The sequence below is a fragment of the Enterococcus raffinosus genome (assembly GCF_018917525.1).
Taxonomy (GTDB): domain Bacteria; phylum Bacillota; class Bacilli; order Lactobacillales; family Enterococcaceae; genus Enterococcus_A; species Enterococcus_A raffinosus_A.
The window spans coordinates 1-20,485 of record NZ_JAHLOS010000058.1 but is presented as its reverse complement, the minus strand read 5'-3'; the positions used below and the strand labels follow the sequence as shown (position 1 = coordinate 20,485).

Annotated in this window: 19 protein-coding genes; 5 read left to right on the top strand and 14 right to left on the bottom strand. The window is 40.6% G+C overall.

What is annotated here, in order from left to right:
- Positions 1-266: 266 nt before the first annotated feature.
- The 3 genes from KQI58_RS21210 to KQI58_RS21200 are packed head-to-tail and all read right to left on the bottom strand — an operon-like array spanning position 267 to position 2,959.
- The gene (locus KQI58_RS21210) at positions 267-731 is read right to left on the bottom strand and encodes a PTS sugar transporter subunit IIA (protein ID WP_216410937.1); all 465 of its coding nucleotides are present in this window, start codon (positions 729-731) and stop codon (positions 267-269) included.
- 23 nt (positions 732-754) lie between these two features.
- Positions 755-2,257: a PTS transporter subunit EIIC gene (locus KQI58_RS21205; RefSeq protein WP_216410936.1), complete on the bottom strand. Its 1,503-nt coding sequence runs from the start codon at positions 2,255-2,257 to the stop codon at positions 755-757.
- Between the two features lie 12 nt (positions 2,258-2,269).
- Positions 2,270-2,959: an N-acetylmannosamine-6-phosphate 2-epimerase gene (locus KQI58_RS21200; RefSeq protein ID WP_216410935.1), complete on the bottom strand. Its 690-nt coding sequence runs from the start codon at positions 2,957-2,959 to the stop codon at positions 2,270-2,272.
- Positions 2,960-3,106: 147 nt separating this feature from the next.
- Here KQI58_RS21200 and KQI58_RS21195 point away from each other — a divergent pair, with 147 nt between their 5' ends.
- A complete protein-coding gene (locus KQI58_RS21195; protein ID WP_216410934.1) occupies positions 3,107-3,925 on the top strand; it encodes a MurR/RpiR family transcriptional regulator in 819 nt (272 codons plus the stop codon).
- A 250-nt stretch (positions 3,926-4,175) separates the two neighbouring features.
- Here KQI58_RS21195 and KQI58_RS21190 read toward each other — a convergent pair whose 3' ends face one another.
- From KQI58_RS21190 to KQI58_RS21150, 9 genes are all read right to left on the bottom strand, one after another.
- A complete protein-coding gene (locus tag KQI58_RS21190; RefSeq protein ID WP_216410933.1) occupies positions 4,176-5,348 on the bottom strand; it encodes a DUF3089 domain-containing protein in 1,173 nt (390 codons plus the stop codon).
- Positions 5,349-5,616: 268 nt separating this feature from the next.
- Complete coding sequence (gene rsmA / locus KQI58_RS21185; protein WP_216410932.1) at positions 5,617-6,501, bottom strand: 16S rRNA (adenine(1518)-N(6)/adenine(1519)-N(6))-dimethyltransferase RsmA; 885 nt, start codon at positions 6,499-6,501, stop codon at positions 5,617-5,619.
- Positions 6,498-7,070, bottom strand: coding sequence for a ribonuclease M5 (rnmV, locus tag KQI58_RS21180; RefSeq protein ID WP_216410931.1), 573 nt, complete (start codon positions 7,068-7,070; stop codon positions 6,498-6,500). Before rnmV ends, rsmA begins: the two co-directional genes overlap by 4 nt.
- The gene (locus KQI58_RS21175; RefSeq protein ID WP_216410930.1) at positions 7,063-7,839 is read right to left on the bottom strand and encodes a TatD family hydrolase; all 777 of its coding nucleotides are present in this window, start codon (positions 7,837-7,839) and stop codon (positions 7,063-7,065) included. Before KQI58_RS21175 ends, rnmV begins: the two co-directional genes overlap by 8 nt.
- Positions 7,840-8,062: 223 nt before the next feature.
- Positions 8,063-8,875: an MBL fold metallo-hydrolase gene (locus tag KQI58_RS21170; protein WP_216410929.1), complete on the bottom strand. Its 813-nt coding sequence runs from the start codon at positions 8,873-8,875 to the stop codon at positions 8,063-8,065.
- Positions 8,875-10,263 carry a PTS transporter subunit EIIC gene (locus KQI58_RS21165; RefSeq protein ID WP_216410928.1) on the bottom strand — a complete coding sequence of 463 codons (1,389 nt, stop codon included), beginning with the start codon at positions 10,261-10,263 and terminating at the stop codon, positions 8,875-8,877. The genes KQI58_RS21170 and KQI58_RS21165 overlap by 1 nt, the downstream gene beginning before the upstream one ends.
- A 99-nt stretch (positions 10,264-10,362) precedes the next feature.
- Positions 10,363-11,214, bottom strand: coding sequence for a PRD domain-containing protein (locus tag KQI58_RS21160; protein WP_216410927.1), 852 nt, complete (start codon positions 11,212-11,214; stop codon positions 10,363-10,365).
- An 8-nt stretch (positions 11,215-11,222) separates the two neighbouring features.
- Positions 11,223-11,669, bottom strand: coding sequence for a PTS sugar transporter subunit IIA (locus KQI58_RS21155; protein WP_216410926.1), 447 nt, complete (start codon positions 11,667-11,669; stop codon positions 11,223-11,225).
- Positions 11,670-11,932: 263 nt separating this feature from the next.
- On the bottom strand, positions 11,933-12,739 hold the full coding sequence (locus KQI58_RS21150) for a Cof-type HAD-IIB family hydrolase (protein ID WP_216410925.1): 807 nt from the start codon (positions 12,737-12,739) through the stop codon (positions 11,933-11,935).
- A gap of 196 nt (positions 12,740-12,935) precedes the next feature.
- Here KQI58_RS21150 and KQI58_RS21145 point away from each other — a divergent pair, with 196 nt between their 5' ends.
- Both KQI58_RS21145 and KQI58_RS21140 read left to right on the top strand, forming a co-directional pair.
- Entirely contained in the window at positions 12,936-13,547 is a 612-nt protein-coding gene (locus KQI58_RS21145) for a hypothetical protein (protein WP_216410924.1), read from the top strand.
- 122 nt (positions 13,548-13,669) lie between these two features.
- Positions 13,670-13,867, top strand: coding sequence for a hypothetical protein (locus tag KQI58_RS21140; RefSeq protein WP_216410923.1), 198 nt, complete (start codon positions 13,670-13,672; stop codon positions 13,865-13,867).
- A 239-nt stretch (positions 13,868-14,106) separates the two neighbouring features.
- Here the strand turns inward: KQI58_RS21140 and KQI58_RS21135 are convergent, their stop codons facing one another.
- A complete protein-coding gene (locus KQI58_RS21135) occupies positions 14,107-15,600 on the bottom strand; it encodes a helix-turn-helix domain-containing protein (RefSeq protein ID WP_216410922.1) in 1,494 nt (497 codons plus the stop codon).
- A 576-nt stretch (positions 15,601-16,176) separates the two neighbouring features.
- Positions 16,177-17,637: an NAD-dependent succinate-semialdehyde dehydrogenase gene (locus tag KQI58_RS21130; RefSeq protein ID WP_216410921.1), complete on the bottom strand. Its 1,461-nt coding sequence runs from the start codon at positions 17,635-17,637 to the stop codon at positions 16,177-16,179.
- A gap of 966 nt (positions 17,638-18,603) precedes the next feature.
- On the opposite strand from KQI58_RS21130, the gene KQI58_RS21125 reads away from it, so the two are divergent.
- Together KQI58_RS21125 and KQI58_RS21120 are read left to right on the top strand one after the other, a co-directional pair.
- Positions 18,604-18,753 (top strand): hypothetical protein, encoded by a 150-nt coding sequence (locus KQI58_RS21125; RefSeq protein ID WP_016181098.1) that lies wholly within the window; start codon positions 18,604-18,606, stop codon positions 18,751-18,753.
- A 1,334-nt stretch (positions 18,754-20,087) separates the two neighbouring features.
- Positions 20,088-20,258, top strand: coding sequence for a hypothetical protein (locus tag KQI58_RS21120; RefSeq protein WP_216410920.1), 171 nt, complete (start codon positions 20,088-20,090; stop codon positions 20,256-20,258).
- Positions 20,259-20,485 lie beyond the last annotated feature (227 nt).

Here is a 20,485-nt window from a genome sequence, read left to right as displayed (position 1 = left end):
GAGGTTTTGACTTAATGAACAAATGGACTGTTTCAGAATCTTCCGAGGTATCATAGATAAAATGGTCTTCATCCAACAAAAAAGAGCACTGGGTTAATTCGGTGTAGTTCATTCTAAAGACCCTCTTTCTAACTATAGTATAAGACGAGAAATACCTAAACAGTACAAATAGCCACAAAAAAGCAGGTACGAATGTACTTGCTTTTTTGTGGTTATAACCAAACTTGAGAAAGAACCAAAGTAGTTGTCACACCCTCTTTGTTCTTCTATTTCCTCAACAACTCACCATGCTTTACTTGATTTTTATTCAGTGAGTCAAAGCTTTCCCCGCCATTGGTAACCAGCGTTAAAACAACTTCTGCTTTTCCAGCTTTGCGAATGCGGTCAAAATCGGCCGTGACCAATTGCGTATGTTCATCCACCGTTTGTCCTTCTTGAACATGGACTTCAAAGGGCTCCCCCGCTAATTCCACCGTGTCTAAACCAATATGAATCAAGACTTCACTACCTGACGGACTCGTCAAGCCAATTGCGTGCTTAGTTTGAAAAATCGTGGTGACCGTCCCTTGAATCGGCGCATAAATTTCAGATGAAGTCGGTTGAACTCCAAAGCCCTCACCCATCATTTTTTGTGAAAACACGGGATCAGCTACTTCGCTTAACGGAACAAACGTCCCATCCACGGGTGCAAAGAAAGCTTCTGCTTTTTTCTTTTTAAAGCGTTCAAACATTTTCTATTCTCCAATCCTGCGTATTAATCATCGCGTCCTAATAATTGATTGATTTCTTGACTAAACAAGTCGGCTTTTCCGCCAAAGACCGCCTGGATACCGCCCTGAACTTCAAACACGGCCGTCGCCCCAAGTCGCTTGAATACTGGCTTTTGAACCTTATCTCCTTGTTTTACCGCCACGCGCAACCGCGTTGCACAGGCTGTCACGTTTTCAATATTTTCATCTCCGCCAAGTGCTTCAATGATCTGCCACGCTTGCTCCTTCAAACTAGCCGAACCAGAGTCATCGGCTACTTCAAGCATGTCCTCATCATTTTCCATACCAGGAATCGCCACTTTAAATTTTTTGATGCAAAAGCTGAAGACGAAGAAATAAATCAGCGCCCAAACAATCCCAAACGGAATCACCTTGATCCAGTTGGTCTTATCATTTCCCTGCAGCACACCGAATAGCAAATAATCGATCAACCCGCCTGAAAAGGAATTTCCGATTCGAATATTTAAAATATCGGCAAAATAAAAGGATAACCCATCCAAAAATGCATGAATTACGTAGAGCCAAGGAGCAACAAATAAGAACATATACTCAATCGGCTCTGTGATCCCGGTTAAGAACGAAGTCAAAGCACCACTAAAGTACAAACCGCCGTTTTTCTTGCGATTTTCTTTTGGAATTGCACGGTACATTGCATAACAAGCCGCTGGCAAACCAAACATCATCGTCGCAAAACGTCCAGCAAAGAACCGTGTACCATAGGTGAACAGACCAGTATGACTAGAATCAGCTAGTTGCGCAAAGAAAATATTTTGCGCACCGGAGATTGATTGACCCGCTACCGTTTCTATTCCACCTAAAGAAGTGTACCAGAACATCGGATAAATCGTATGATGCAGCCCAACTGCACCAGTCAAACGCAGCAAGAAGCCGTAAAAGAAGGTCCCGATACTGCCCATTTGCGCGACCTGTTGACCAATAACCACCATCCCATTTTGAATTGGTGGCCAAATCAGATAGAAAACACAGCCAATCGCAATTGCACTAAAAGAAGAAACGATCGGGATAAAACGCGAACCGCCGAAGAAGCCTAAAAATTGCGGCAGCTCGATTTTCCGATAGCGATTGTGGAGGAAAGCCACTGTTCCACCAATCACGATCGAACCAACGACACCCGTATCGATGCTAGCATCTTTAGCAGAAAATAATTCCAATAACCCGCTGATCGTCGCAGTATAAACTAAAAATGCTACTCCGCCGGCTAAACCGGCTGTTCCTTTGTCTCCCTTGGCTAACCCAACTGCCAGGCCAATCGCGAAAATCAAGGCAAGATTGGCAAACACGGCATTTCCCGCAAAGCTCATGACACTTAAAATCGTTTGCAGCCACGCCTGATTCAAAAATGGATAAGCTGCTACCGCACTCTCATTTGTCAGTGCGCCACCTAATCCCAACAACAAACCTGCCGCCGGTAAAATCGCGATCGGCAGCATAAACGCTCGTCCTAACTGTGAAAACTTTTTAAACATGATTTCTCCTCCTTATTCTTCATTCATCAATGCTTGAATAAAACGCGTCGCAATCTCCTTGGGTCTCGTGATCGCTCCGCCAACAACAACGCCTGCAACACCTAAATCCTGAATCTTTCTGGCTTCCTCTGGTGTATGAATTTGTCCTTCTGCGATAACCTCCACACCCTCATCAATTAAAGCCTTCACTAAATCAATCGTTGAGGGGGAATCCTTTTGGGTATAGCCTCTTAACGTCGTACCAACAAAATCGACTCCCGCTTGCCAGGCATTGATTCCTTCTTCAAATGTTGCAATGTCCGCCATCAAAAGCTGGTCAGGATACTTTTCTTTAATCTGTTGAATCAATTGATTCGTCGACAGACCGTCTGGACGTTCACGCAAGGTACAATCAAGGGCGATTACTTCAACGCCCGTTTCCGCTAACGCATCGACCTCCTTCATCGTCGGGGTAATAAATACGTCAAAATCTGGGTAGGTCTGTTTAATAATCCCAATGATTGGTAGATCAACTTTTTCCTGTATTTGCTGGATATCTCTTACCGTATTCGCTCGAATTCCCACTGCCCCGGCTTCTTTTGCCGCCAGAGCCATCAAGGGCATCACCCCTCCTTCTTCTGTATACAACGGTTCGCCTGGCAATGCTTGACAAGAAACAATCAAGCCGCCTTTCACAGCACTCAAAAACTCTTTTTTCTCCACGCTCCACTTTCACTCCGTTTTTAAATTATTTTGGATTATTACTCCAAAAATATAGCATGCGCTTTCACAAATGTAAATAGGAAATGAAAAAAAATTTTTTTTGACGTATAATCGAATGTGACAATAGAGAGGTAAAAGGGAGAACAAATGACCATTACGTATACGATCCAAGAAAAATATATAACCTTGACAAAATCCGAAAAAAAAATCGCTGATTATATTTTGACCAGCGGTGAAAAAATCGTCCACAGTACCATGAGTGACATCCGCGAAGCCACGAATGTTGGTGACGGAACGATTATGCGTTTTTGCCAAAAAATTGGTTTTTCTGGTTTTTCAGATTTAAAAATCGCCATCGCTAAAGAGGATTTCAGCAAACAACAGGAGGATTCACAAGAATCTGATTTTTTTGATAAACGCTCGAAGACCATCAATAAGGCCTTAAAAACCACGAATCAACGGCTGGATAACGAAAAACTCAAGCAGGCCGTTCAGATGATTACCGAAGCTAATCAAATCTACATCTTTGGCGTGGGTTCTAGTGGCAATACCGGCAACGACCTAGAGGCGATGCTCCTACGCGTTGGGGTTCAATCTCGCTCTGTGGTCGATCCCCACTTCCAAGCACAGATCGCTTCATTGCTGACAGAAAATGATCTAGTAATCGGCTTCTCTTTATCCGGCCGTACGAAGGATACGTACGATTCCTTAAATATCGCTAAGAAAAATCATGCAAAAATTATTGCGATTACCAATTACCAATTATCGCCAATTGCACAATTAGCTGATGTTGTCTTACAAACAGCAATCGAAGAATTTTTAGATGGCGCTTCATTGGCAGGAAAAATTTCCCAATTGTATTTATGTGATTTACTTGTTCAAGGCTATGAGATCAAGAATAATGTGAATTCGATCGAACTGAGAGAAACCGTCTTACGTTCCATTTTGGATAAAAGTCTGGATTGATTTTTCAAAATAAACAGCCGCTCACTCCTGAAAAACACTTGGGGTGAGCGGCTGTTTTCTCCTCAAAGTAAATAGAGAATGTTGGTTCGTGTTTTGCCGATAAACTAATAGCACGCTTTTCTCCGCCACTTTATGTTATTTGGCGTAGAGAAAAAGGAAATTGGCGGAGCTAACATTTATTAAATTACCCTCAATCTTTAAAACTACAAAAATCAAAAACTGCCTATCGAGAAAGATAGGCAGTTTTGATTTATTGTACGCTTTGCTGGTTTGGATCAACGACTTGCGGTTCTTGTTGGGCCGGTTGCTGATTGGCATCCGTTGTTTGTGTTTCCTGCGGATGCGTCGCGAAATATTGAGCTTCCCGATTTTCAGCATTTTGCTGCAGGTTGTAGTAATAGAAGCTGATATCATTGTTCAAGAACGAACCCGCCGGATATAGTTTACGTGTGCTTTCTGGCATCTCGTATTTTGCTTTGTCGACTGTAGAAGAAACTACTAATCCTCTTGTTCCATCAACTGTCGCATCTGCAAGATTCATCACTTTCGTGTAATCACCATTATCATTCCGTACATAAGAACCCAGATTTTCCTCCGCTGTTGCTGGCGTCCCATCGGTTCTCCAGTTAATTGGATTGATGGCTAACGCACCTTCATCCCACGTTGGCAACTCGCCAGTGAAATCAGGGGCAACGGTATTGTAGGAAACAACTACACCAGTATCATCTGGTCCTGTCGCAAATTTCACCTGCGGATTATCGTTCATTTCCTGTTGAGTCACCGATTGACCTAATACATAGGCGGCGATCATACGATCACTGACACCAGGATTGTTTTTGAAATAATCATACATAATAGCTTTGATCATGCGAGCACCTTGAGAGTGACCGACTAAAATGAAAGGACGATTGTTGTTTTCGTGTTTGATGTAGTAATCAAAAGCTGCCATCACATCCGCTTTGGGAATACCATCCACATATTGTGTTTGTTCTTCTTTTGATTTTGAATACAACCAATTCGCATCTAGCTGACGGTAATACGGTGCGTAGATATTGCCGCTAGTATCAAAGGCCGAGCCTTGAGTCGCTAGAAAAACCTGAGCGCCAGCGCGCATCGTTGCATTATCAATTTTCGCTATCGGTGACGAATTTTCATTTTTTTGTGCGTAAGCCGTTGGATACAGCATAAAGACATCCGCTTGGCTTGTGATTTCGGTTGGTTTAGCTAACCAATTGTCGGCATCACTATAGTCACTGGCCTTGATCGTTTCTCCAGCCTTTTCGGGTTCTTTTGCTTTTTTTATCGTGGTTTTACGGGTTTCCTGCTTTGGTGCTTCTTCGCTAGTAAAGAAAGTTGTATAGGCATAGTAGCCGCCAACACCTAATACAGCTACTACTAATAGTCCAATAATGAATTTTTTCATTGTATCCTCCAAATAGAATTGATGTACCTCATTATAGGGCAGTTGGGTTTTGTTTGACAAATTCCCTGTGGATTTAATTAGAAAAGCTTATGAATTGTTTGTTATGGATTAGTGAGTAATCATTAGAAATCAACTTCAAAATGCCAATAAGCCAACAGCATTGGTTGCCATGATGACATTTTTACTCGCAAATGGCTACTTAACTAACTTTAAGCCAAGAAGTTACAACAAAACAAGCGCTCAAAAGAAAAATCCGAGCGCTTGTTGATTAATTTTTTTTATTCGCTTCCAAGGCATTGGACAGTCGCGCAAATTCTTCTAAAGATAGCGTTTCACCGCGACGCTTTGGATCGATTTCGGCTTGTTCTAAGCTTGTTTCCAACCAAGTTTTCGTTAATTCGTCTTTGCCATAACTGCTTAACAAATTGTTCCATAACGTTTTACGGCGCATATTGAAAGCGGCTTTAGTCAATTTGAAGAATTCCGCTTCGTTTGTCACCTCGACTGCAGGTGTTTCGCGTCGTACTAAACGTAAAATCGCAGAATCCACGTTCGGCTGTGGAACGAACACTGTTTTTGGAACAATAAAGGCCGTACTTGCTTCCATGTAATATTGGACAGCGATCGACAATGAACCATAGGCTTTTGTTCCCGGCTTAGCAGAAATTCGATCAGCGACTTCCCGTTGCATCATGACGACCATCTCATCAACAGCCAAATCTGATTCTAAGATGTGCATCATAATCGGTGTCGTAATATAATACGGCAGATTCGCCACGACCTTGATCGGCAGCGTTTGATCAAAATACTCGGTTTCTTTTTTCAGGTCCACCTTTAAAATGTCGCTGTGCACGACGCTAATATTGTCATAAGGACTTAAGGTATCTTCTAACACTGGGATCAAACGATCATCAATCTCAAAGGCTAAGACTTGATGAGCCGCGCGTGCCAAGTGTTCAGTCAATGCGCCAATCCCCGGTCCAACTTCGATCACATTCGTGTGTTCATCGATCTCGGCGGTGGCGACAATTTTTTGTAAAATATTCGGTTCAGTCAAAAAGTTTTGACCAAGGCTTTTCTTAAAGGAGAAGCCATGCTTCTGTAAAATTTCTCTCGTTCTAGAAGGTGTTGCAATATCTTTGTAATTGTTCAAGAGGTTTCCTCAACTTTCTTCATAGCCTCATGCAATTGTGCTTCGGTGATCCGAAACATCGTTAAACGTTTTTCTAATTGTTTGGCGTTCGTATAACCAATCTTCAGCTCATCTCCCAGACGTTCCCGCCGTTCACGGGCTTGAGCTCCCGCTATTAAACCATAATCTAAGAGCGTTTGTCTAGCTATTTTTGGTTGATCGCCCTCAGCGGGAGTGACAACTTTATGCAGCGCATCAATGATCGCCTCATCGCTGGCATGCTCCACCCCAAGACTTGCCCCACGTTTTTGCGGAGCCGCCATTCTTCTGGATAGGAAGGCGTGCTGGGCATCGGGGATCGTCTCCATGATTGTCTTGCGGATCTTCTCGCCAGAAAAATCGGGATCGGTAAAGACGATCACGCCACGGGTTTCTTGGGCATGTTCGATTTGTTCTAGGATATTTTCATTGATGGCCGAACCGCGAGTCTCGATCGTATCCACATCAAAAACTTCCTTCAAACGTTTGGTATCGTCTTTGCCTTCGACTACGATGATTTCTTCAATTTTTTCCTTCTGTTTGTTATCCATTGGCTTTGATCCTGAATAAGCGGTGCGCATTTTCCGTCGTTTGGTGCGCCACTTCTTCCATTGGCAAATTCCGAAGTTCCGCGATTTTTTCTACAACATAACGGGTATAGCCGGGTTCATTGCGTTTCCCGCGATAAGGCATTGGTGCTAAATAAGGCGCGTCGGTCTCTACTAATAATTTATCCATCGGTACCACCGCTGCCGCCTCTTGAACATCTAAAGCCTTCTTAAAGGTCACAACCCCAGAAAAAGAGACGTGCATTCCTAAATCCAAAAAACGCTTCGCCCATTCACCGCTGCCGCTGAAGCTGTGCATGATTCCGCCGATGTCGCGAATATCTTCTTCCTTTAAAATCTTATACGTATCTTCCAGCGCATCGCGAGTATGGATGCTGATAGGTAAATTCATTTCTTTTGCAATCGCGATTTGACGACGGAAAACTTTAGCTTGAACTTCCTTTGGATCTTCCATCCAGTAATAATCCAAACCAATTTCGCCAAGTGCTACAACCTTAGGCAATGTCAATTTCTGGATCAAATCTTCTTCGATTGCTTTCGTGTAGCTGCCCGCCTCTGTCGGATGCCAGCCGATGATGGAATAAATCCCCTCATATTGCTGGTTCAGCTCCAAGCTTTTTTCAATCGTTGGTGTATCAAAGCCAACCACAGCCATTTCCGTCACGCCAAGTTCACGTGCCCGTTCGACCGTCTCAGGAATCTCATGTTCAAATTGTTCCGCATTCAAATGTGTGTGAGAATCAAAAATCATGTGTAGTCCTCCTAAATCTTTCACTCTTATCTTCAAAATCCATTTAGAATCAACCTATTTTAACACAGTATTTTAAAACAAACTAAAGACACACAAACAGAAAAGCTTTCACTTTTTTATTTTTTCTTACAGATTCAAACTGGGAAATGATTTCAAGACAAAAAGGCAGATATATCAACGATAGGATATATCTGCTTTCCAATTAGTGAATTGACTGTAATTCTTACAGCTTATCCAAAGTGTAAACAATGTTTCCCGTTTGTTCTTTTTCAGTCATTTCTCGACTTCGATCCTTGGCAGCGAATGCCTTTACTCCGTGAACCTCAATAGGGAGGCGAGCGTCGGAAGCTGCTAAAACTTTTTCACAGAGTTCTATATTATTATCCAATAAATGAATCGCTGATTCAAAAGTTCCATGATTTCGAATGATTCTAGTGTAGCGACCATCCCATTGCTTCAACTTGTTCAAGGCCTTATAATGCTCATCGATCGAAACACTTTCTGGAAAACAAATCAACGTGTTTTCGCCGCAAGCATCCCCAAAGACAGCTACCTCTTCTTCTGGTATTAAAAAGACCATCATGCCTTTAGTATGGCCTGGAACCAGCATAAGCTCGATCGTTACTCCTCCCAAATCGAAGACCATTTCTTCTGTCAATTGTTTGAATCCGCTTGTCCGCTGCGGCAATACCTGTTCCGAGCGCCATGTTTCTGGAAGCGGTGTGGGCGCTGCCTGAATCTCTTGAATCCGAAAGGCTTGGGTACAGTGCTCCTTTTCCAGCTCCTCATCTAGAGGACTTAAATAGACCTCCTCAAATTGACTGCTTCCTCCCGCATGATCGCAGTGCCCATGCGATAAGATAACTGTATACTCCGTAGTCGCTAGCTCATCAATAAAGCTCTTCAGATCTCCACAGCCTAGTCCCGTATCTAATAACGCACCGCTCTTTTCCCCTTGAACATAATAGGCGCATACCTCAAAGGCCGTTCGAATACGGAAGATTCTTTGGGTTACTTTTTCAGTCGAAAAATACATTAGTCTTTCACGGTCCCTTCATCAAGTTTGAAGAACAGCATTACAACAAAACCAGAAATCAAGCCAGCTGCGACAGTTACTCCTAGTACGATATAATTGTACGTGCTGCCTCCAACAAATCCTGCTAACCCATAAATACCATTCGAGATATTCAACACATGCCCTGTTAAGTTCAATATGCCTGCAATCAAACCCGTGATCGCTCCTGAGATGACGCCTGCAACAAACGGTGTTTTGTACGGAACATTTAATCCGTATAACAACGGCTCACCTACTCCGCCTAAAAACCAGGTAATGACATAACCAAGCGTCAATGTCTTTTTTTCCTTTGATTTAAACTTAAAGATACACGCCAACGCGACACCTGTTCCCGCCCAAGAGGCCGCTAAAATTCCTGGCATCAAGAAATTATCGTAGCCTAGCGCAGGAAAGGTCGTAAATAAATAAGTGAATAAGACCGGATGCATCCCTGTCATCACAATAAAGGCAAAAGTTGCTCCAACGACACAGACAGCTAATGGTCGAGCAAAGGTATTCAGCGCAATCAACGCTTCACCAATATACACACCGATAAAACCACCCAACGGACCAAAGACTACCAGCGTCAGCGGAATCATCACTAGCAAGGTCCCAAACGGAATCATGAATACCTTTAGCACATCCGGAGTGAATTTTTTCCAAAATTTTTCTACAAAATTCATCGCTGCAATCGTCAAAATCATCGGCAATACTGTACTTGAATAATTTTGTAACATCGTGGGCAGACCATAAACAGAGAATTTAACGCCCTCCTCGGCCATTTGCATAAAACTTGGATAGAGCAGCACAGCCCCTAATAGCATCCCAATCGGAATACTGGTTTTTAATTTTCGAGAGGCCGACCAGCCAATAAAAACCGGCAAGAAATAAAATCCTGCGTCTCCTACAAAGGTAAACAACTGATAGATGTCACTTTTCTCTGTAACCACACTCAGCATTGAAGGTCCTAATACAACCCCAACCGTTTTGCATAAAGACGCTACTAACAGAATCGGGATCAATGGTGTTAAGGAACCAGAAAGATAATCTAATACTTGATTAAAAATTGCTTTTCCATCTTTTCTACCTTTGGCTGTGTGTTCATCGCTTTCTTCTTCACCGGCCGCTGGTAATAATTTGGTGACTACATCATAAAGATTTGTTACAGTTGGCCCAATGATCAGTTGATATTGCCCCGCTTTTCTCGTAACCCCCATGACGCCATCAACAGACTTTACCTTTTCATCGTCAGCTTTTGCGTCGTCTTTCAACACAAACCGTAAACGAGTCATACAATGTGTTACATTGTCGATATTCTCATTCCCTCCGATTGCAGCAATAATTTGTGGTGCCGTTTCTTGATAATTCATTTTCATGTACCTCCATTTATTTTATTTGATTAAAATAAAAGGTCTAGCCGGCCGCTCCCGTAACCATCCAGTACAAAATATTTTTTCCTCCTTTATTTTTTATCCGCGAATTTCTTTTGCGGTTGTTAAACGAATGACATGTATCATTAAAAATAGTCGTTCACCCTCAATTTCCTTTTGATACTTCTCAGAGATAACGTGCATAATTTTCGTCACACAAGCAGCTTGTTGAGGGTATCCCTTCATCAACATCTCCATCATGTAGTCGCTTTTATCATATTGCAGCATCCCGTCTTGAACGATTCGTTGCAGCAAGAAGCGTAGATGTAAAACAAATCTTGCCCTGTCAAGATCAGAATGCTCTAGTGCTATACGGGCGTCCATGTCCTCCTCAATCACATTCATCACTTGATTGATCGTCTCTGTAATTCCTACGGTTTCTTGAATTTCAAGATCCATTTCTGAATTAACAATATGGATCGCGATAAAATTCGCTTCATCACTAGGAATGGGCAAATCAACATGCTCCTTGATCATCGCGACTGCTTTTACAGCTAATTGGTATTCTTCAGGATATAACGCCTGCACATTCCATAAAAGCGAGCTGTCGAATGTAATCCCTAAAGCCATTCGCTCCAAAAGATTCGAAATATGATCGGTCAAAGTGATATGAATTTTATCGTTGATCGTTTTTTGAGTACCATTTTTTATGACTTCAATAATTTCTTCAGTTAACTCAATGATATCATCCGAAATTTCCATGATTATATCTTGGTATTGGCGAATTGTTTCCTTGGTGTCCAATGTAAATACTTTTTCCATTTTGCTTTCATCAGCCTCTTGACCAGGCTTTTTTCCGAAAGCAATTCCTTTTCCTTTGACGATGATTTCTGCTCCATTTTGGTCCAAACTAATGATCGTATTATTATTGAGCACTCGTTTTATGATCATGATTCCACCTACTTTATCGTCAGAATGGGGGTTGCTTCGTCAACTTTTTTTAGCAAAGATTTTTTTTCAATAACTTTCCCAGCCGCATTTGTAATGATCACCATGACGTCCGTATCATAGCCCGCTTCATGAATACTTGGGTAATCCATTTCAACTAACAAATCACCGGCGTGTACCCACTGATTTACTTTGACCTTACTCTGGAAAAATTTCCCATCAAGTTCCACTGTATCAATTCCTAAATGCAATAGGATCTCTACCCCATCCTTCGTTCTCAAACCAATCGCATGCCCTGTGGGAAACACCGCTGTTACTTCTGCAGCCACCGGAGCAGTGATTCGTTGTTCCATGGGCGATATCGCCACGCCATCACCCAGTATCTTCGCTGAAAATACCTCATCATCTACAGATTCAATCGCTTTTAATTCTCCTGTTACTGGACTCAATAAATCCATTTTTTTCTCTCCTCTCTCGAATAAATGAACAAAAAAAGACCCATTTACACAAAGTCTCCACGGACTTTGGTAAACCGGTCATGCTTAGCCGAACTAATAACAATCCTTAATTACACACTCAAGTTATCACATTTTTCCGATTTTGTAAACCCTTTCTTAAACAGCGATGAAATCCTTTTTAGTTCAAATAATCAGAAAGCAGATTCGCAATCGGGGCGATTTATTGGCATCATTGGCTAAATCATTGAATTCTATTTTCTTAATTAAACATTCAACAAACGTTCAATCACTTCCAACACGCCCTCTTGATTATTTGAAGCGATAATCTCCTTTGAAGCTTGCTTGACCTTCTCCTGAGCATTCGCCATCGCAAAACTCGCTCCTGCATATTCCAGCATCTCGATATCGTTGCCGCTATCACCAAAGGCGGCGATCTCAGAAGGTGCGATGCCCCACTCATTACTTAATTTCGCCAGACCATTGGCCTTATGAACACCAGGAATGATCAAATCAATATCTCCATGCCCACTGGAAACAGGAATCATTTCGCCAGCCAAAACTTCTTCCAAAGCCGCCAGCTTTTCGTCAATTCCAATCGCGGGAAAGGTCAGGGCAAACTTAAATATCTCATCCCCTTGATCTGCAACATCCTCTAGATTTTCAAGTTTTTTTATACTTGGATAATAAAATTTGACGCTGTTAAACACATCCTCTGGAATATCTTTTGAAACATAGGCGCTCTTTTTGCCACAAACGACCAGGACAATCGGTTGAAGGGCATTGATTCCCTTTAATGTTTCCAACACTTTATCCATTGCTAGTCGTGCATTGTAGTAATGCGTCCCTTCAACAATGATATTGGCACCATTTTCCGAAACGAAGGACATTTCTGTATGATTCTCTGGAAAAAAGCTTTTTAACTGATCGTACTGATTTCCGCTGGCAACAACAAATTTTATCTCCTTTTTCTTCATTTGTTGGAAAATCCGATTAAATCGTTCGTGATTGTATTCTTTTTGATCATTTAAAAAAGTTCCATCCATATCAACTGCAATCATTTTGATACTCATTTTAGTCATCTCCCTCTATTTATTCATCCTTATAAGAGTACCATAAACTATGGGACGCATTTCAGGTCAAGCGAAACTTCATTAAGAAAGGCCCCATCTAAAGCCCGCAGAAAATCCGCCGAAAGTCGGATGTCTTATCCAAGTATTCTCTCTATAATAAGTTTTGTAAGTTACTATTTTAGAAAGAGGTGAGCTTATGCCTAATTTTCAAAAGGAATTTCCAAATGCAGCCCGCTATTTAAAGCAGCGTTATCCTGATAAGGAGCCGCTAAGCAGCTTTTGGCACTGGGCGACGTTAGCACTGTTTGCCCTATTATGTATCGCGACAATCAAGCAGCAATTGCTATTAATTGGGGGATTGATCCTTGTTGCCGCATTGATTAAAGGGCCTGGAATATTACTTTTCGGTGCGATTTATTCCTTGCTAGTCAGTTTTTTCCCGCCAATCGGAGTCGTTCTTTCAGCACTTTTTTTCCTATTAAATATTCGTTTATTGACTAAAAGCTGGCGGGTAAATATCGTGACTTCGCTGTTTTACTTGTATCCGCTAGGGCTGAGTCTCCTGCGCTACTTCACTCAATGGGATGCGGCGTGGCAGATTGGACTTCAGCTATTGCCAGGATTATTGTTATTGCACTTTGTATTGATGCAGGTGTACTACTTCCATCCGAGCGCTCGCCAAGTCGCATGGACTGTTTTAGCCACACCATTTGAATTAATTTCACTTGTTTTACCCAAGCGCTTCAAGAAACCGTTTCGGACTACGACACAAACAACTAGACTAAAAAGCGCGAAAAAATATCGTTAAGGAAGGCGATTATCCCCCTTCTTTAACGATTTTTGTTGTATTCAGATTTTTCTGCTTCAATTGGACATGTTATGATAAATGTGTAGACCTGACGTGTTTGTCCTTTTGAAGAGGTGACGATTATGAACCCGAAATACGAGATTCCCACGAATGAAGAGCGTTTAGCCGAAGAATTTGAAAAACTAGGCCGGAAATTCTTTGATAAAGTTGATGCGAAGAATTTTACTCAAGCCTATAAAATCTTGGATCAACTAACAGATAATTCGCAAAAGCTTCCACAAGAAACGAAGATTTATGATAAAAATAAAAAGCTCATCTAAGCGGTTAATTCAGTTAAATGAAAAATAAACTGATCCTCGCTTCCCATACGTTTAGGCTATACGACCTGTCTCGTATTTGGTTAAGAAGCCATCTCTACCTATCAACCTTGATAAACTTCAAAAGAGACTAATTCACAAATAGGCAGCCAAGAAAGCTAGTCGCTTTCCTCGCTGCCTTTTTCTTTAGGGCTTTTGTGGTCGTCTAAGCCACGCCCTCTATTGGGTGGAAACGTACCCTTTCATCCGGCTAATTTGCTAACTAGCTGCTGCAATTGATACACATCTTGATTCGTCAAAAATGGATCAATGACAACAGTCGGATATTCCTCCGGTACTTCCTCCACACTGCTTGAAGTAATCAGTGCATCATATTTTTCTAACTCTGAACGATTGATGTTCACATTGGTCAATTTTTTCTCTACATAATGAACTTCAAAATTCCCGTAAATTTGATTCTCGATTTGACTGCCCAAAAAAAATTCCTCTGTCGGTGATAACTCAGACAATAGCAGCAGCTTCAATGGTCGATCACAGCTCGCCAACAATGTCAGACTTTGAGGAACCATTGTTATCAAAAGATACACGTAATTCCAGATAAAATCCTCTTCTTGGTAGATCTGATAACGTCGGACAAAATGATCCACAATTTTCTTTACCTTTTTGACAGCTTGGTCATGGGTCTCAGACAATTTATCTAAAAAGATTCTCCGCTGTCGGAATAAAATATCAATCAGCTGTCCATCCGGCTCATAAATCCGATGCTCGTTCATCAAAACGATCGCCAATTCCTGTTTTTTGTCATTGCCCAATGAAAAATTCAATAAGCTATCGAACTCCTCCACTAGTTCTAAGTGACGATAATAATAGCTCGCGTACTCATCTTCTCTTCTTAGTGCACTGTTCAATTGCGTCTTGCTGGCAACCACCACATCCGCATACGACAACCATAGACAATCCTTGATTTTATCCGAAGACAGCTTCATGCGAAAAACTTCCAACGCCATCCGTTTGAAGGCATCTAAGATTTGTCTTTCCGGTAGCATCAGATCACTATCCAGTTCTAAGGTTGGATAATAATGTCCATTTTTAATCCGCCACAAGCTGATATACATGTTATAGCCTAAACGTTTACGAGAAATGTAATTATCCTCTAGTTTATTCACTTGGATGAATTGATTCACCAATTCCGTGATGGCTTTGATCTGGAACTCTTTTAAATCCCGATACAACGAGTCCAAACGGTCTGATTTTTCAATGAAATAGCGGTAGTACATGTGCCGAATCACACTTTCATTTCCCTCCAAACGTAACGGACGGTATTGCAAGGTGATACCTGTTTTCAACAAGATAACCTCAATCTTCTTCAGATTCCGTTGGGTCTTCGATGGACTCAAAAAAAGCTTCTTCGACAGATCGATAATATTCTCGCACTCTTCATACAGCAGTTCCTCAATAATTTGAAACTCCGGCGATTGCTGGATCGTGTCGGCATATAGTCGATTGATACTGACATGCGATTTGATTTGCAGCTGATAAAGTCCTTTATATTTTACAATACGAAAAGCGTCTTGTTGGCTATTGATCAGCTTAACGTCCTTTAATAATACAGATAATGAGCATTCCAATTCTTCAAGTAATTGATCACTTGATAGACCAATACGGCACGCGTAAAGTAATTCAACCAAACGCAGATGACGCAGACTGCTCACCCCTAAAATATCTCTAAAATTCATACTATCACCCTCTTCACTAACTCCTATGCTTATCTCTACCAACTCCGACTTCTAAAAAACTAGCAGCCCTTGGTGTATGAAACAAAACCCCTTTTGTCCATGCTGATAAACTCATTTTTTAAAGCACTAAAACTCGCTCATTTTCCCTCCTTTAGCTTTTTGTCCGACAAAAGAAAAAGCCAAGCAATATCACAAAAATAAAATATTGCTTCGTTTTATTCATTGTCTTGCTGTATAATAATGGTAACTGATAAAAGACTTCTATGCTTTTGCCTTCTTTTTTAAAAAAGACGTTATCGAGTAATCCACATAGCTTTTCGTACCAACTCCCCGTAGAATAGGAAGCGTTATTTAACTCACTTTTTAAAATAAAAATAAATTTTTTTGGAAACTAATAGTTAAATTTTTTTTATTCCGTTTGAATTAGTAATAATTATGGATAATATGAAATAAATTCTGTAATTATTATTTTTATTAATCACTAAGATTTTTTCGCTTCTTCCTTTTAATATAACTTAATATATGACAAAAAAGAGTGATCCTAAGAAAAGAATCACTCTTTTTGTTACTATTTGATTATTTAGCCGTACGAATGGTGATAAATTTGACGTCTACATATTCCTCGACTCCATACGTACCATTTTCACGTCCAAATCCAGAATGTTTCACTCCGCCAAACGGTGTCGCTGAGTTAGAAATCTCTGTGTCATTGATGCCAACCATCCCATATTGTAATTTATTGCTGACATTTTCTACTGTATGGATATTGGTTGAGAAGAAATAAGATGCCAAACCAAATTCTGTATCATTTGCGTCTTCAATGACTTTTTCCTCATCCTCAAAGGTAATTAACGGAATCACTGGACCAAAGGTTTCTTCATAGAAGATATTCATTTCTTTTGTGACACCATCTAAGACAGTTGGTTCAAAGAAATTCCCATCAGCATACTCGCCTTCATCCAGCTTATGACCGCCAGCTAAGATTTTTGCGCCTTTATCGGTTGCATCCTTCAATTGTTCAACAACTTTTTCGACGCCAGCTTGATTGATCAGGGGACCTACTGTTGGATCTTCTAATCCGTTTCCGACTGTTACTTCTTTGATCGCTTCCACGATACGATTCGTTACTTCATCTTTGATATCCTTATGGATGAAGATTCGATTTGGTGAAGTGCAGACCTGACCATTATTGATGAATTTGGTTTGAATCAATGTTTCCACTGCCCGTTCAATGTCTGCGTCAGGGAAAATGATATATGGCGCATGTCCGCCTAATTCCATTGAAACACTTTTCAATGTTGGCGCTGCTTGTTCATTTAGCTTTTGACCAACTCCAGTTGAACCAGTGAAGGTGATCTTTTGTACGTCTTCAGATTCTGAAAGAATTGGCCCAATCGTAGAAGAATCACCTAAGACGATGTTAACCACGCCATCAGGAAAACCCGCCTGATCAAACAATTCCATCAACGCTAAAGCAGATAGCGGCGTTTCCTTCGATGGCTTCAAAATCACCGTACAGCCAGCAGCAATCGCTGGAGAAATCTTCCGAATAATCATATTCGATGGAAAATTCCATGGGGTGATGGCGCCCACGACACCCACCGCCTGCTTGCGTACCTGCCATTGATTGGTCACTGGGGATGGGACGATTTCACCTAATAATCGTTGTCCTTCTGCCGCGTTCCAGCGAAGATTCTCCACATTCGTTTGAATCTCACCTTTTGCCTGCGTCAAAGGCTTACCCTGCTCCATTGTCATGATCGTCGCTAAGCGATCCGCGTCTTCTTCCACAAGATCAGCCATTTTATTCATTAATTTCGCTCGTTCAGCCGCAGATGTCCGCGACCATTCAGGAAACGCGTTGTTCGCCGCTTTAATTGCCCCGTGAACTTCCTTTTCGCCTCCGACATGAACATCAACCAATGCTTCTCCTGTTGCCGGATTCGTAACTGGTTTGGTTCCTTCTGAGCCTTCCACCCATTTGCCATTAATATAGAGACGTGTTTCGACTGCTGGTAAAGCTTGTTCTTTTGCCATATGTCTAATTTCCTCCTGTTTTATCATGTGCAGTAGTGGTTATAATCGATCAACAGCATTTATTTCAATCTTGCTGCTTACTACATTATTCACCGTAACACGGATAAAAAAACAACTCAAAAAATCAGCTTAAAGGAGCAAATACTTATACAGATTTGATGAAAACAGGCTGTACAAATCTAATTGTCTCACCATTTTACTCTTGCCATACTTAACTAAAAAAGGAGGCCCGCCATGTTTGCGAATCTGAGATACCTTCCTAAAAAATACAAACCCATCTATATCGGTTACATGATTTGCCTACTGGTAACGTACCTCATTTTGGCGCTTGTTCGCCCAAGTATCCTTTTCATAGCTTTAATATTCATCGCCTTTTTCTTAATAGATGCCTGGCTTTTAACCAGATCAAAGGAAAAAATCTGGTTGCCTTTTCTCGTTGATTTGTTCATTTACATTTGCTGGTTTATCGTTTTGCTCCCCTTTTAAGCAACAATAGTTTATTCGTCAGCTCATCATTTTTCAGCTTTTTTGTGATAAATTGCAAATTGATAAGTTTTCCTCTGAACTATTTTACAAAAAATATTTGTTACAAGACGTAAAATGGGAGTCTATCTTGAAAAAGAAAATTACGGTTCTATTGTTGTTGTTATCATTTATTTCTTTGTCTGCCTGTAATAATAAAAAATAAGCCGATGACAGTAAGCTAAAGGAAACGGCGGTAAGTAGAGTTGCTAAAAAGAAAAAAGTATTTTCATCAAAAATCACCGAAGCAACTCATTGAACCTCTCATGACTAGAGTCACAATATTCTTGGGATAGAGCAGACTTGCGAGCACATTTCTTTGCCACAGCGGCCAAAATCTACTAATTAGCAAAAATATTCTAAATGTGATATGATAACTAATGGAATTTCGTTATGAACGTTATTAGTTGCCTTTCGTCACTACTTGAGAAAGGAGAATGCTTTATGACATTCACTAACAACAAATTGGAATACCGCGTAACATTAGATACTAACTTAAATCTATTTATTGTTTTCGACAAAAAAGACGAAAACAAATTTGCGACAGGTACGACAATTGAAAATGCAGTACAAGAATTAGCAAAAATCGCATAAGGAGTGTAACTCTCTAATGGACAATTACTGTTCGTACTGAAAGCATCTGCTGTGGTTCACGGTAGATGCTTATTTTTTTGCAGAAATGGTCATCCTAATTAACCTCTTTTGCTACGTTCACACTTTTTCAACTAATTCTACAACTAGATAATCTTGCATCTTCTCCATTATTTCCTTTTTTACTAAACCTCTCAATACATTAAAATTTATTTATACATATCTCCGTTATCATATCTAGAAGTATCAACCGAACAATGATGTTACGTGAATATTTTTAACTTTTTTATTTACCGTTCGCGTTTGTTTTTGAACCCAGCTACTTGATACAATGTGTTCGTCTAGTAATAGACAAAGTATGTGCATGAGCTAGGTAACTAATTGACAAATTAGCTTCCCCCTTAGCTCCGAGACTGCCGATTCATGTCCGGCAGTCTTTTTTTTAGCAAAACCACCCGTTATTACCATTCGCGTCTTTTTCAATACCGTTTACGGTTGCGTTTTCATTCAACTTTGATAGTATTTCACTGTCTGGCGAATACAAATCGCTGGATCAATGTTCTAGACAGTCTCTTTAGTAGGCTGTCTTTTTTTCTACAATTGCTCAGTAAGTCTTTCTTGCTGTTCACGACTGATATAATACCGTTCGAAATTGCTTACATAATGTAATTTTTATAAGTAAGCGATCCACTGAAATTTAAAAAGAAAGGTGTTTTATCATGTACAAAATGAGGTTATTCTCGAATCAGAGCTTGACGCTGAAATTTTTTTAAATACTTGGAATCGAGTCTAAACTAATTTATTTTAGATAATTCAATTTGATTTTCAAATTCTATATTTGCATCAAATTGACGCAAAACGCAAATATACCCTAGATTTCTTTCAAGCGCCTGAAGCATGTTTATCCGCTTTTCTGAATTCCCCTTCCATTTATACGCCTTTCTCTATGATCAGCGTAAGCGTATGGAAGTCAGGGGGTTCAGTGCATCCGCTGTATCACTTTCCAAACCTTTTGGAATCTTTTTTATTTCACCCAGCGTCCAGTTATGCTTTTTACCCTCGGCAGCTTTAAGAATCTATACAAGCGTGTACCGATATTTCGAAGATTCCGCCTTCTCAGATTTCTTTTTCTATTCGATAGGCTGAGTTAGCTGAACTTTTAATCAGTAGATCGCTGATTCGAACCCTCATATTCCCCTTTGGTGCAAAATTTTTGCTCTGGATAATTGACCAATGTACAATAAAATAAAATTACCTACAATTAGCCTTTCAAAGACATATTAAACGATGATTATTTATTCCTATATAAATAAACAACCAGAATGGAGGTTGATTAAATGACAAATTTATTAGCAGCTGGCTTCATGTTTGTTGGTGGTGCGATACTTATGTTAGCAGGTGAATATGCCGAATGGGTCCCAATTATAGGAAGCATCATTGCCCTAATTGGTTTGGGAATGTTGATTTATTATTTGTTCAGCAAAGATGGAAATTACAATGGAAATTAAACATTTCTTCGTTAACATTAAATGCATAACTAGGAAAATCCAGTTGTCAATTAGACTTCTGGATTTTCTAATTCGTAAGCGTCAGATAATAAGGCGTCTCGTTTTCTACTTCGCCGACTGCTAAACTTACTATATCAACTACAGGAGGTGTTCCAAATGGAGAAAAAAGAGATTGTGCCCATTCAGATCGTGGATCGAAATCCACCAATGGCACCCACTGCTCCCGC

What these genes read in the sequence shown, in the direction of transcription:
- KQI58_RS21175 (WP_216410930.1), bottom strand. Translation starts at nt 7,839, where the DNA reads ATGATTTTTGATTCTCACACACATTTGAATGCGGAACAATTTGAACAT.
- KQI58_RS21155 (WP_216410926.1), bottom strand. Translation starts at nt 11,669, where the DNA reads ATGGATTTATTGAGTCCAGTAACAGGAGAATTAAAAGCGATTGAATCT.
- KQI58_RS21165 (WP_216410928.1), bottom strand. Translation starts at nt 10,263, where the DNA reads ATGAATTATCAAGAAACGGCACCACAAATTATTGCTGCAATCGGAGGG.
- KQI58_RS21190 (WP_216410933.1), bottom strand. Translation starts at nt 5,348, where the DNA reads ATGAAAAAATTCATTATTGGACTATTAGTAGTAGCTGTATTAGGTGTT.
- KQI58_RS21195 (WP_216410934.1), top strand. Translation starts at nt 3,107, where the DNA reads ATGACCATTACGTATACGATCCAAGAAAAATATATAACCTTGACAAAA.
- KQI58_RS21210 (WP_216410937.1), bottom strand. Translation starts at nt 731, where the DNA reads ATGTTTGAACGCTTTAAAAAGAAAAAAGCAGAAGCTTTCTTTGCACCC.
- KQI58_RS21160 (WP_216410927.1), bottom strand. Translation starts at nt 11,214, where the DNA reads ATGATCATAAAACGAGTGCTCAATAATAATACGATCATTAGTTTGGAC.
- KQI58_RS21120 (WP_216410920.1), top strand. Translation starts at nt 20,088, where the DNA reads ATGACAAATTTATTAGCAGCTGGCTTCATGTTTGTTGGTGGTGCGATA.
- KQI58_RS21205 (WP_216410936.1), bottom strand. Translation starts at nt 2,257, where the DNA reads ATGTTTAAAAAGTTTTCACAGTTAGGACGAGCGTTTATGCTGCCGATC.
- KQI58_RS21130 (WP_216410921.1), bottom strand. Translation starts at nt 17,637, where the DNA reads ATGGCAAAAGAACAAGCTTTACCAGCAGTCGAAACACGTCTCTATATT.
- KQI58_RS21145 (WP_216410924.1), top strand. Translation starts at nt 12,936, where the DNA reads ATGCCTAATTTTCAAAAGGAATTTCCAAATGCAGCCCGCTATTTAAAG.
- KQI58_RS21125 (WP_016181098.1), top strand. Translation starts at nt 18,604, where the DNA reads ATGACATTCACTAACAACAAATTGGAATACCGCGTAACATTAGATACT.
- KQI58_RS21135 (WP_216410922.1), bottom strand. Translation starts at nt 15,600, where the DNA reads ATGAATTTTAGAGATATTTTAGGGGTGAGCAGTCTGCGTCATCTGCGT.
- rnmV (WP_216410931.1), bottom strand. Translation starts at nt 7,070, where the DNA reads ATGGATAACAAACAGAAGGAAAAAATTGAAGAAATCATCGTAGTCGAA.
- KQI58_RS21150 (WP_216410925.1), bottom strand. Translation starts at nt 12,739, where the DNA reads ATGAGTATCAAAATGATTGCAGTTGATATGGATGGAACTTTTTTAAAT.
- KQI58_RS21140 (WP_216410923.1), top strand. Translation starts at nt 13,670, where the DNA reads ATGAACCCGAAATACGAGATTCCCACGAATGAAGAGCGTTTAGCCGAA.
- KQI58_RS21170 (WP_216410929.1), bottom strand. Translation starts at nt 8,875, where the DNA reads ATGTATTTTTCGACTGAAAAAGTAACCCAAAGAATCTTCCGTATTCGA.